Source organism: Chryseobacterium sp. CFS15 (assembly GCF_031118795.1).
GTDB classification, from domain to species: domain Bacteria; phylum Bacteroidota; class Bacteroidia; order Flavobacteriales; family Weeksellaceae; genus Chryseobacterium; species Chryseobacterium indoltheticum.
Genome location: NZ_JAVHYL010000010.1, coordinates 190,906 through 203,485 on the forward strand (window position 1 = coordinate 190,906; position 12,580 = coordinate 203,485).

Below are 12,580 nucleotides of genomic sequence, written 5' to 3' on the forward strand. Positions count from 1 at the left end.
CGCTAAACTTATAAATCTGAAATCTGATGTCTTTAATTTAAAAGTCTGAAGAAATAATGAAGCTAGAAAAATCAAAATTAATAGGAAACAAAACCATACAAATCAGCGGTTCGAAAAGTATTTCGAATCGTTTGTTGATTTTAGAAAGTCTGTTTGCAGCCATAAAAATCGGGAACCTTTCCAATTCTCAGGATACACAATTGCTAAAAAAAGCATTATCTGAGGAAACAGAGATTGCAGATATTCATCACGCAGGAACAGCAATGCGTTTCCTTACTTCGTATTATTCGATACAAGACGGAAAAAATACAATTCTTACCGGTTCCGGAAGAATGAAAGAAAGACCAATTAAGAATTTGGTTACGGCTTTACAAAACCTCGGCGTAGAAATCGAATATCTGGAAAATGAAGGCTTTCCACCTTTAAAAATTATTGGAAGAAAAATCACAGAAACAAAAGTAGATGTTCCGGCAAATATTTCAAGCCAGTTCATTACTTCTCTTCTTTTAATCGCCGGAAAACTGGAAAATGGATTGGAAATAAATTTGGTAGGTGAAGTTACTTCAAGGTCGTATATTGAAATGACTTTGGATATTTTAACCAAATTCGGAATAAAAAACAGCTTTAGAGGAAACACTATAAAAGTAGAATCATTTATTGATAATCATTCATCAGTTATCAACTATGAAGTAGAAAGCGACTGGAGCTCTGCATCCTATTTTTATTCTTTCGCAGCTTTGGGAAGTGAAACAATTCATCTGAAAAGTTTTTACAAAGAATCTACACAGGGAGATTCTGCGATTGCAGATATTTATGAAAAGTTTTTTGGAATCAAAACCATGTTCACGGAAGACGAGCACAAATTAACACTTCAGCCTATTGAAAATTTCATATTTCCTGAAAAGATTATTTTGGATATGAATAATTGCCCTGATATTGCCCAGACTCTTTGTGTAACTGCTGCAGCATTGAAAATTCCTTTTGAAATTTCAGGTTTGGGAACTTTGAGGGTAAAAGAAACGGATCGACTTCTGGCATTATACAATGAACTGCAAAAACTCGGAACAGAAACTGAAATCACAGATGTAATGATCAAATCAATCAGCTTTAAAGATCCTGAAGAAAATATTTCAATCAAAACCTATCAAGACCACAGAATGGCAATGAGTTTTGCACCATTTTGCCTTATTAAAGATTTAAATATTGAAGACGAAAATGTGGTGGAAAAATCGTATCCGATGTTTTGGAAAGATTTAAATACAATTCTTGAAAATTAATTTATATGAAAAAACTTGTAATCATTTTTGCTTTTCTATTTCCTTTGACATTTTGGGCGCAGTATCTTTTGCCTAACGAGGAAGTTATTTATTCATTTGAAACCAAAAATGGTAAGAAAATGTCTTTGGTAAAAGATAAAACCAATACATACATTCAATATCGATTTGGAACTAAAGCTAAAGTCGAAATGGAATTTCCTGCTGAAAGAACCAAAGAAAGCTGGAAGAAATTTCATTACAATTCTTATATGAGAGGCGGTGGAAAAGAAAATGCAGGAATGGAAATTGACAATATTTTATTTAAAAATAATGGGTACGAATACGTAGTTTACAGAGCTTATCACGCCGAAGGCAACGATTATTCTGCCGGAATTATCATCAAAGACAGCAACGGAAAAGAAAACCGTATCAACGGAAATTACAAAACCGTAAAAGGCTGTATTTGTGATTTGGAAACCACAGGAATGATCGAAAGAGAGGATATTGGCTTAAGTTTTTAATGATTAATAAATAAAAAAATATAAATTCTATTTCGCACTGATAAATTTTATATATTTGATAGTGTGGATATTAAACATCACAAATATTCAAATCATTTAAAACTAATCATTATGAAAAACTTAAAAAAAATTTCAAGAAAAGAATTGAAAAGTATTAGCGGGGGAATCGAAGTGTGTATTCAAAATTGTATGGTAGGATATTATAAATGCTGCATTCCCCGTCAACGTTATTATTGTACTCCTAATGGGAGCCAATGCGGAAGTATTATTATAGAACCTTAATTAAAACTGTTAAATACTAAAAAATTCCTGAAGCATGTCTTCGGGATTTTTTTTGAAATATCGTTTAATCAATTTTATGTTGTTTCTCTAGATTTATTATATCGAAAGTCTTATTTTTTGGTTCTTTTACATAAATTTACCTTTTATAAAAATGAACGGTAGTAAATTATAAAATGGCAAAAGACTGCTTTATAATTTGAAAACTAAAGAAAGATCTTAAAAAATGATATTAGATTAAACTCTTAATGATTGATGAATGAAAAAACTCTTTTCTTTTTTTATAATTCTACTCTTTTCAATTTCTCCGTCGCAGGAATTGAAAAATTTTGAGATTCCAAAAGGCTATGAAAAAATTTTGGAAACCAAAGGAGATTTAGATAAAGATGGAAAAGATGAAACAGTAATTGTTTTTAATACCAACATAAAAACAGAATCTGAAGGTTTTGAAAGAAAGTTTTACATCCTCAAAAACATCAACGGAAAATTAAAAATATGGAAAGAAAATTCATCCGTAATCATTGACAGCAAATACGGTTTCTATCCAGAAGATAACAAGCTTGATATACAAATTAAAAATAATTGTCTCATCATTTCTCAGCTTTTTTTCACAAATTCAAGACATTCAGATACATCAAAATATACTTTTCGATTTCAAAATGGTGATTTTTATCTGATTGGCTCAAAATATCAATTGGATGACACTTGTGATTATAATTTCACTTATGAAGTTAATTTCTCTACTGGAAAAACAATTGTTGACGAACAGTTTTCAAGCTGTGATGACAACAAAACAGACATTCCAAAAGATGATTATAAAGAGTTTATTCATAAATTTACCGTACTCAAAAAAATGAACGGTTTTAGGATCGGTGAAAATAAATTCAAGATTCCTAATTCAAATAAATATTTTTACTATTAAATGTCAAAAACAATCATCATCACCGGAACTTCCTCAGGAATTGGTTTCGTGTTAGCAGAATATTTCGGGAAGAAAGGTCATCACGTTTACGGTTTAAGCAGAAAGCATACCGAAAGTCAATATTTTAAATCAATTCCTACAGATATTACAGACAATGATGCGGTACAAAATGCAATCGCTGAAGTTTTAAAAACAGAAACTAAAATTGATGTTTTAATTAACAATGCAGGAATGGGAATGGTTGGTTCGGTAGAAGATTCTACAAAAGAAGATATTTTAAAATTATTCAATCTAAATCTTGTAGGATCAGTTCAGATGATGAGCGCCGTAATGCCGAAAATGCGGGAAAATAAATTCGGAAAAATCATCAATGTTTCCAGTATCGGAAGTGAGATGGGATTACCTTTCCGTGGGTTTTACTCGGCTTCAAAATCTGCTCTGGACAAAGTAACGGAAGCGATGAGATATGAAGTTTATCCTTGGAATATCGATGTTTGTTCGCTTCATTTGGGCGACATTAAAACCAATATTGCAGAAAATCGTGTGAAAACTAAAGTTTCTGAGCCTTACGCAACAGTTTTCGATAAAGTGTATGCTTTGATGAATTCTCATGTTGGCGACGGAACTGAGCCTTTGGAAGTTGCAGAATATATTGACAAGCTTTTAACTAAAAATAAATGGAAAGCTCATTATTATTTTGGTAAATTCGGGCAGAAAATCGGCGTCCCTTTGAAATGGATTTTACCACAGGGAACTTATGAAAATTTAATGAAGAAGTATAATAAACTGGTTTAGTTTCAGTTATTAAAGCAATTAAATCTCCAAAAATAAAACTGCACTTTTGTCATTCCGTAGGAATCTCGGCAATTACTTTATAATAAAAACGCTTAGTTTCCTGCGGAAGGACAAACCTTTTTTATACATTTTAATAGTTGAAATTAACTTTAAACATATTTTTTATCCTGTTTTGCGTTTTTGTACAAGCGCAAAAGAAACATTATTTCCTTATTGATACAGAAACGAAAGTCAAGAAAAAGGTAAAAGACTCGGTTTCTGCTGTCAAATTTCTTGATTCTTTAGCGCAAAGCAATTATTTTTTTACTGAGCTTAAAGATGTAAAAATAAAAGGTGACAGCACAGAGATTTTCTATGACAAAGGCAAAAACTTCAACGAAACGTATGTTAACCTCTCAGATTCTATTGTCGACAAATTCAAACTGGAGAAAGAATTTTTCACCAAAAATTTAGATTCAGTCAAAAAAAATATCAACAAAAAATATATTGATGACGGATTTGCTTTCAGCAGGATCAAGTCTCAGTTTAAAGGTCAGAAAAATGGGATTCCGATTGTAGAACTTAATATTAATAAAAATAATAAACGTACGATTGACGGTTTTGTGGCAAAAGGATACACCCGAGTTCCCAAAAGATTTATAAAAAATCTTGAAAAAGAATTTAAAGGAAAGACTTATGATGACAAAAATCTGATTGCCATCAATAAAAATTTCCAGAGTCATCCTTTCATCACGCTTGAACGGCAGCCACAGACGCTTTTCACAAAAGACTCCACACAGATCTATCTGTTTATGGAAAAGAAAAAAACCAACACTTTTGATGGAGTTATTGGTTTTGGAAATGATAAAACCGATAAATTTACGCTGAACGGAACGTTGAATGTCAATTTTAAAAATATGTTTAATGGTTTTGAAGCCGTGAACCTTTATTGGCAGAGAAACCCCGACAAAGGTCAGACTTTTGATCTGCAGACTGATATTCCGTATTTATTTAACTCTAATGTGGGTTTAAATATGAAAGTAAATATCTTCAGACAAGATTCTACTTTTGCCAACGTAAAAGCTTTACCCGCATTTTATTATCATCTCAACAGCAGGCAAAAAATCGGGCTTCGAGGAACTTTCGAGTCATCTGCAATTCTCGACAGCCTCTATATCCAGGGGAAAGATTACAACAAAAAAGGGATTGGTATTTTCTTTGACATGACCGAGCCTACCGATATTGATCTTTTTCTTTACAAGTCTAAATTAAATGTTGGATACGATTTTCTGGCAACCAACTATACGGCTGAAAATATAAAAGCCAATCAAAATCAGTTTTACTTTTTTGGTGAATATAATTATCATATCAACGGAAATCACTTTCTCAACATAAAAGGAGAAGGCGCAATGATGGATTCTAAAATTGATTTTTCTGCCAACGAATTGTACCGTTTTGGTGGCTGGAATTCTCTCCGGGGTTTTAATGAAAACTCTCTCGCCGCCGATTTCTATTACTACGCAGGAATGGAATACCGATATCTCATCGGAAATCAGGCATTTTTTGACGTATTCGGACAATATGGGCAGCTCAATAACAAATCGCTTAACGTAAAACCTAAATTATACAGCGTTGGTCTTGGTTTCAATTTCTTTATTCCGCTTGGATTGATGAGTTTTCAGCTTTCTAATGGTAACGAGTTTGGAAATCCTTTTAAGTTTAACGATATAAAAATTCACTGGGGAATTTTGAGCAGGTTTTAATGATAACTTCGATTATTTTTCTAATTCGCAAATAAATTAACATTACATTGACATTATATTAATTTTTAATATTATTTTTACTGAAATAATATTTCAATTATAACAAATAATTCACAAACAGGTAATACTGTTGATTTACATTTGATATTAGAAATATTTTTCTTTAAAAGAAACTAATTCTCCCACCATTTCTCAATCTATTTTGGAAAAAATCAATGCAATAACTTATTGACATTCAAGAAAAAGAGAAATGAAACCATCAACCCAACTACAATACAATTACGACGTAAATCTTAAAGGTGACAAGATCGTAATGACGAACTTTAAAGATACTGCGGTACCCATAATTATTTATGATAAAAATAAATTTAATACAAAAGACTTTTATTTTTCTTATGTATTGAAATCAAATGGTGAGATTTCGCATTTGGTAGATATAAAGTCATACAATTATGAGGTAACGGGTCCAAATGGTTTTGTGAGAAAATTTAAAGGAAGCAAAAGCCCTGAGCTACAGGTAACTCTATTTTGCAATCTCTATAAAAATGAAGTAGATGTCACATTGACGAATATATCCAAAAATACTTTACATATCGGTTTAGAAAATCAGTATGACGGGAATAAGAAAGATTTTACCCTCAACGCTTCTTTAGACGAAAAAATAACTATCAATTTAGACAAAACAAAAGGCTGGTACGATCTCAAAATTAAATCAAATAGTAATAGTTGGCATTTTGTAGGAAGAATAGAATCCGGAAAACGATAATAACTAGTAATCTGTCTTAGATTAGTTAACGAAAAAAAGTCTTATATCGTTTTCTGCGTAAGATTTTTTTTGGTGATTGTGGTCATAAAATTTTACGAAAGTTTTTTAATAATTATGCAAAATAATATTTTGAGACTTATTAAAATATTGTAAATGACATATATAACAATAAAATTTTATGAGTATATATGTCATATTATAATGAATTTTATTAACTTCACAATTCCAAATAACTAATACCATGAAAAAAACAACATTTAGCATAGCTATGTCTTTGGCAGCTTTTGCTCTTTCGACAAATCTTAAAGCGCAAGACACAAACGCAGACAATCACACAATTACCATAAGTGTGCCCGAAGTAGCACTGGTAGATATTGAGCCAGCCGCTACAAAAAATATTACTTTAGGATTCACAGCACCTACCGAAGCGGGAAATCCGGTGATTCCAAATACATCCAACACCACACTTTGGTTAAATTATTCTTCTATTAAATCTGTTGCAGACCCAACCCGTAATGTATCTGTAAGTGTAAATGCTATTATTCCTGGAATTGATATTCAAGTAACCGCAGCGGCAGCTACAGGTTCTGGAGGAGGAACATTGGGAACTCCAGCTGCTCAGTTGACTCTGAGCGCAACAGATCAAACAATTATTTCAGGAATAGGAAGTGCTTATACAGGTAACGGAGCCAATAACGGTCATAATCTTACGTATGCTCTCGCTGCAGGAAGTGGCCCCGGTGGAGTTGCAGTGTATGCAGATTTGCAGGCAGCTGCAACTACAGTTGCTACGGTTACCTATACTATTTCAGATAACTAATCTGCCCGACTTCATCTTTTAGAGGCAAGAAGAAATCGCTTTTTCTTCTTGATCTTGTATCATCAATGTTTTAAACACCAAACTTTACATTAATATGATAAAGCGCATTTTCCTATCGCTAATTTTCATCGTGCAATTCTGTTTTCTAAAAGCCGGAATTGTTGTTCTCAACGGGCTTTCGCACTCTTATCAGGTAGAAAACGGAAAAGTTTACAAGGGAAAAATTGAAATAGAAAATACGGGCAATCAGCCACAAAGTGTAAAATTGTTTCTTCAGGATTACAGTTACAAATCTGACGGTACCATTAATTATTCTGCTCCTCATACCAACATTAAAACCAATACGGACTGGATTAAACTGAATACCAACCTTCTTACTCTTAAAGCCAAGCAAAAAACAGAAGTTTACTACGAAATAAACGTTCCTGATCATCTTTCTGAACCTGGAAGTTACTGGAGCGTAATTATGGTAGAACCTGTGGAGGAAATAAAGCCAAATGATAATAAACAGGGCGTAAATATTACCTCAATTATTCGCTATGCAATTCAGGTGATTACAGATTTTGATTCTGAAAAAGCAAAGCACGATCTTGCATTTGAAGGAGTAAAGATTGAAAAAGAAGAAGGAAAAAAAATCTTAAAAGTTGCTATTACAAACAGGGGGAATCTCTATTGCAAACCAACCGCAAATATTGAAATTTACAATAAAAAAAACGGAGAGAAACTCGGAAACTTTTCAAGTCAGGCGTTGGGATTATTACCCCAAACATCAAAATATTTTCATATTGATATCAGCCAAATACCACCCGATAAGTATAATGCAGTCCTTATCGCTACCGATGAAGAAGAAAATGCATTCGCTCTCAATGTAGAACTAGAAGTAAAAAATGACTAACAAATGGATTATTTATTTTACTCTGTTATTCCCAGCTTTTATTTTTTCTCAAAAAAAAGATAGTTTAAAACCGGGAACATCTACTTCTGTTTCTTTTACAATAGAAAACACCAGTTCTGTGGTAAAAAACTATAATCTGAAAACTGAAACTTCACATCATCTTATTATCCCGATTTTAAAAAACGGAGAAATTTCCCTTCCTCCGAATCAAAGTAAAATATATATTGTCCCTTTACAGATCGCAACAGAAGCACCTCAAGGAAAATATTCTGTGACCGTGAGAGGGACTGAAGTACAAACAGGAGAAAAAATAACTCAGACTACAGATTTTTTAGTTTCAGGGAACAGAAAACTATCACTTACACTTTTAGATTCTCCGGAATTTGTAAAAGCCGGAGAAACTGTAAAATCAACTTTTTTATTAAAAAATCACGGAAACGTTACTGAAAATTTAATTTTAGAAAGTAAAAATGCAGCGATTGATCTCGGCGCTTCTTTAGCTTTGGCTCCAGGAGAAAGTAAAAAAATTATAGTAAGCAAAAATACTCCATCAGATTTAGGGAAAAATGAATATCAGAATGTAAATCTTTCAGTTTATTCTAAAGAAAATCCACAGCAAATTCAAACTGCTTATTCAAGCATAAAAATCATTTCTATAAGGCCGGTTGAGGATGATATTTACCACAGATTTCCCGTTTCGGCCTCTATTTCTATGATCGGCATGCAAAATCGGGGTCGTTATGATCAAGGTTTTCAAGGTGAACTCTATGGAAAAGGCAGTTTAGACTTTGAAAATAAAAACATTTTAGAGTTTCATGCAGTTACCAAAAATCCGGTAGATTTTAATTCTTTCACCCAGTACGAAGAATATTTTGTGAATTATAAGCGTGAAAATTTATGGGTTCATTTGGGAGATAAAAATTATTTTGCCTCTTTTTTAACCGAATATGCACGATACGGCCGAGGTGCAGAAATTCGTTTCGACTTAAAAAAAATAAGTTTTGGAGGATTTTATAATCATCCCAGATTCTTTACGGATATTAAAGATGAATTTAATATTTATTCTAAACTAAAAATTGGAAAACAATCGGAAATCACTGCAGGATATTTGTATAAAATACCTGATACGGAAAGTAAAGATTTTAATTTTAGTAATATGAAATTAGATTCAAATGCACATTTACCTTATTTAGCAGGAAAATTTAGTATTAATAAGAATCTTGAAATTTCCGGAGAGACATCGTACAGCAAAACAGAAAAGACCGACGGAACTGCTTATATGATTCAAACGACTGCAAATTATGAAAGAGTAAGAGGAAATGTAATGTACATGCGTGCAAGCCCAGAATATGCAGGATACTTTAATGATACGAGTAATATTAATGGTAATCTGCAATATCAATTATCACAAAGAATAAATCTTATTGCAAATTATGTTCAGGATGCTAAAAATTTTCAGCGTGACACTCTATTTCTGGCAGCACCATATCGTAAGTATTTGCAATATGGAGTACAATATAAATATTCAAAGAAAGGAAATATAACATTATATGGCGGCTCACAAAGATATGAAGACCGATTAATGCCCAAAGAATTTGATTACAGAGACCGTTTTTTCAAGCTTTCTGTTAACCAACAAATCGGTATTTTTCAGTTTAATATCGAAGGACAATTAGGAAAAACAGATAACTATCTGACCGGAATTTCCGGAAATTCGAGTTTTTATACCGCAAATATTGGTTTCGAACAATTTAAAACTTCATTCAACATCTATGGCAGCTATGCACTTACATCTCGTTATCAGCTGCAAAATCAGAAGCAGTTTTATTTTGGAGCAAGAATTCTAAGCAGGTTTTCAGATAAAACACAGTTCAGTCTTTTTTATCAGAACAATTACATGCCTGAAGATTATTATACGGATAGAAATCTTTTTGAACTTCTTTTTAATCAACAGATTTATTCAGGGCATGAGCTTGGCGTTTCAGCGAGATACAATTTACAGCGTGGAGAATTGGGAAATAAAGATTTTATTTTTTCGCTGCGTTATACTTTAAGAATGAATATTCCGACCCAGAAAATCGCAGAATACACTATTTTATCAGGAAATATAAAAAATCTAGGAGTAAAAAAGATTGATGGGATCCGGCTAATTTTAGGAAATCATCTTTCTGTAACCGACAAAGATGGAAATTATGTATTCAAAAATGTTAATCCCGGAGATTATGTTTTAGAGATTGACAGATCAACTACAGACATCAATGATATCACAGACCGGAATGTTCCTGCATCTTTAATTTTAACTGATCAAGAAAATGTCTTCAATTTTGGATTGACAAGTGCAGTAAAGATTCAGGGAAAAATTGAATATACAGAGCACGACAATACATTAAGTTTTGCACAGCTTTCAACCAGAAAAAAGAAAAAAGAAAATGTAATTGTTGAAATCTCCAGCGATAGTCAGGTATTCAGAAAAATGGCAATATTGGGTGATTTTTTTGATTTTACTTATCTGCGTCCCGGAGATTGGACGGTAAAAGTATACAGAAACGGTTTGGATAAAAAATATAAAATACCGATTGACCAGTTTGAATTTACTGTAAAATCTGGCGAAACAAAAAATATAACTATTAATGTCATCAAACAACCATCAGAAATAAAATATCAGCAGGAAACAATTAAAGTAAGTTATAAAGAAAAGAAAAAATGAAAATGAGCAGCTACAAATTAGTTTTTCTTATCACATTTATCATCTCTTCCCGTCTTTTTGGACAAACTACGGGAAATAGAACCGCCAGTGTAACTTTGCCCGTTGTTACCCTACTGGATATTGAACCCGCAGGCGCAATTGCAATGAATTTTATCGCTCCCACCGAAGCAGGAAGACCAATTGTTTCACCCGCTATCAATACCTCAAAATGGATTAATTATACATCAGCAATCGCAGCAGGAGGATTAAGCAGAAAGATTACGGCTTCTGTAAGTCCTGTAATTCCAGGAATAGATATAAAAATTCAAGCAGCAGCAGCTACAGGATCTGGCGGAGGAACATTGGGTACGCCATCAGCCCAAATCACACTCAATACGACATCACAGACAATAATCAGCGGAATTGGTGGTTCCTTTACAGGAAACGGAGCAAATAACGGACATCGGTTAACCATAAGTTTATCCCCAAATACGTATAGTAATTTATCAGCCCGTACAAACACCGCGGTGGTCATCGTATATACAATCACAGAATAAATAAGAACGGAAATGATGAAAGATCATATTATTTGTAGAATATGCTTGGTCAAAGCAACTTTTATGCTCTTCTTACTCTCTTTCTGCGCAATGAAAGCACAAAGAACTTTAACAGTAGGAGGAACTAATTGGGCAGTATCTATTCCATCAATAACAGAAGCCGGATCAAACTATGCGGGAACTTATGAAAGCGCGGCCAATCAAATATTATTAACAGCAAGCATCCCATTACTTTTAAGCAGTGGCAAAGTATCTGTACATTACGAAGGAAACCCGACCTGGAATCCAAATTTAATATTACAAGCTAAAAGAACCGGTGACGGAACCACACTTTGTTTATTGTGCACCTTAACAGGGGGAACAGCTTATCAAACAGTGACGCTTACAGATATCGAATTATTTAGGATTACAGCAATAGCAGCATTAGCTTCGTATACAAACATTCCCATTCAATTACAGCTTAGTGGTGTTTCTGTCACAATTCCTGCTGCAACGTACAATAGTCGACTCGTATTCACTATAAGTGCGCTTTAGAACAATAATATGAAAAGGTATTTTTTTCAGGAGCTTTATACGGCTATCCGCTATTACTCCTCACACCTTCGCATCGCCAAAGCTAAACCTTCGACTTTTCCATTCCGTTGCGGGGTAACCGCTATCCGGGCTAGGGTTAGTTGCATTCTAAAGTAATATTTGTGCCTTAATTACAATTCAAATTTATCTTTTAAAATTCAATATTTACATCTTTAAATGTAAATCTCAAAACTCAAGATTTTAAGTAAAATTTACACTCAAGATAAAAGGTAAAACATAACAATCACTCCGGAGGAGCTCAACCTTTGTATAACATTACAGCATCATTTTCATAAGCTCCGGAGGAGCGAAACAACCAACAACCAACAACCAACAACCAACAACCAACAACCAACAACCAACAACTAACAACTAACAACTAACACTTATCACTTATCAAAATTACTTATTACCGATTGCCTATTACTCATTGCTAATTACCTATTACTCATTATCTAGGTTTAGAGCAAAAAAAAAGTCTCATACAAATACATGTATGAGACTTTTAAAAAAAAACTGGCGGCGACCTACTCTCCCGCTTTCGCAGTACCATCGGCGCTGGTGGGCTTAACTTCTGTGTTCGGAATGGGAACAGGTGAGCCCCACCGCTAAAACCACCCTAAATATGGTTTAATGTAACAATGTAGTTAATGTAACAGTGTAACAATTGATATTGGTACATTGGTAAACTTTTACATTGCTAAATTATATTTATCGATAAGAATATTCACAAAGAGAGAACCTTTATTGCGCAATTAAGCAGTTGCC

Annotated in this window: 11 protein-coding genes and 1 rRNA gene; 11 read left to right on the forward strand and 1 reads right to left on the reverse strand. The window is 33.2% G+C overall.

Annotated elements, in window-relative coordinates:
• Positions 1-56 precede the first annotated feature (56 nt).
• The 11 genes from OH814_RS16100 to OH814_RS16150 all read left to right on the forward strand — a co-directional run bounded on the left by OH814_RS16100 (position 57) and on the right by OH814_RS16150 (position 11,773).
• Positions 57-1,277: a 3-phosphoshikimate 1-carboxyvinyltransferase gene (locus OH814_RS16100; protein WP_308828859.1), complete on the forward strand. Its 1,221-nt coding sequence runs from the start codon at positions 57-59 to the stop codon at positions 1,275-1,277.
• 5 nt (positions 1,278-1,282) lie between these two features.
• Complete coding sequence (locus tag OH814_RS16105) at positions 1,283-1,777, forward strand: hypothetical protein (protein ID WP_308828860.1); 495 nt, start codon at positions 1,283-1,285, stop codon at positions 1,775-1,777.
• A gap of 538 nt (positions 1,778-2,315) precedes the next feature.
• Positions 2,316-2,978: a hypothetical protein gene (locus tag OH814_RS16110; RefSeq protein WP_308828861.1), complete on the forward strand. Its 663-nt coding sequence runs from the start codon at positions 2,316-2,318 to the stop codon at positions 2,976-2,978.
• Positions 2,979-3,773: an SDR family oxidoreductase gene (locus OH814_RS16115; protein ID WP_308828862.1), complete on the forward strand. Its 795-nt coding sequence runs from the start codon at positions 2,979-2,981 to the stop codon at positions 3,771-3,773.
• A 137-nt stretch (positions 3,774-3,910) separates the two neighbouring features.
• Positions 3,911-5,515, forward strand: a complete 1,605-nt coding sequence (locus OH814_RS16120; RefSeq protein WP_308828863.1) for a hypothetical protein — start codon at positions 3,911-3,913, stop codon at positions 5,513-5,515.
• A gap of 250 nt (positions 5,516-5,765) precedes the next feature.
• Complete coding sequence (locus OH814_RS16125; protein WP_308828864.1) at positions 5,766-6,281, forward strand: phospholipase domain-containing protein; 516 nt, start codon at positions 5,766-5,768, stop codon at positions 6,279-6,281.
• A gap of 241 nt (positions 6,282-6,522) precedes the next feature.
• A complete protein-coding gene (locus OH814_RS16130; protein ID WP_308828865.1) occupies positions 6,523-7,101 on the forward strand; it encodes a hypothetical protein in 579 nt (192 codons plus the stop codon).
• 94 nt (positions 7,102-7,195) lie between these two features.
• Positions 7,196-7,996 carry a WxL protein host-binding domain-containing protein gene (locus tag OH814_RS16135; RefSeq protein WP_308828866.1) on the forward strand — a complete coding sequence of 267 codons (801 nt, stop codon included), beginning with the start codon at positions 7,196-7,198 and terminating at the stop codon, positions 7,994-7,996.
• Positions 7,989-10,703 carry a hypothetical protein gene (locus tag OH814_RS16140; protein WP_308828867.1) on the forward strand — a complete coding sequence of 905 codons (2,715 nt, stop codon included), beginning with the start codon at positions 7,989-7,991 and terminating at the stop codon, positions 10,701-10,703. The genes OH814_RS16135 and OH814_RS16140 overlap by 8 nt, the downstream gene beginning before the upstream one ends.
• 2 nt (positions 10,704-10,705) lie before the next feature.
• A complete protein-coding gene (locus OH814_RS16145; protein WP_308828868.1) occupies positions 10,706-11,239 on the forward strand; it encodes a hypothetical protein in 534 nt (177 codons plus the stop codon).
• Positions 11,240-11,302: 63 nt separating this feature from the next.
• A complete protein-coding gene (locus OH814_RS16150) occupies positions 11,303-11,773 on the forward strand; it encodes a hypothetical protein (RefSeq protein WP_308828869.1) in 471 nt (156 codons plus the stop codon).
• A 553-nt stretch (positions 11,774-12,326) separates the two neighbouring features.
• On the opposite strand, the gene rrf is transcribed toward OH814_RS16150, so the two are convergent.
• Positions 12,327-12,434, reverse strand: a 5S ribosomal RNA gene (gene rrf, locus OH814_RS16155).
• Between the last annotated feature and the right edge of the window lie 146 nt (positions 12,435-12,580).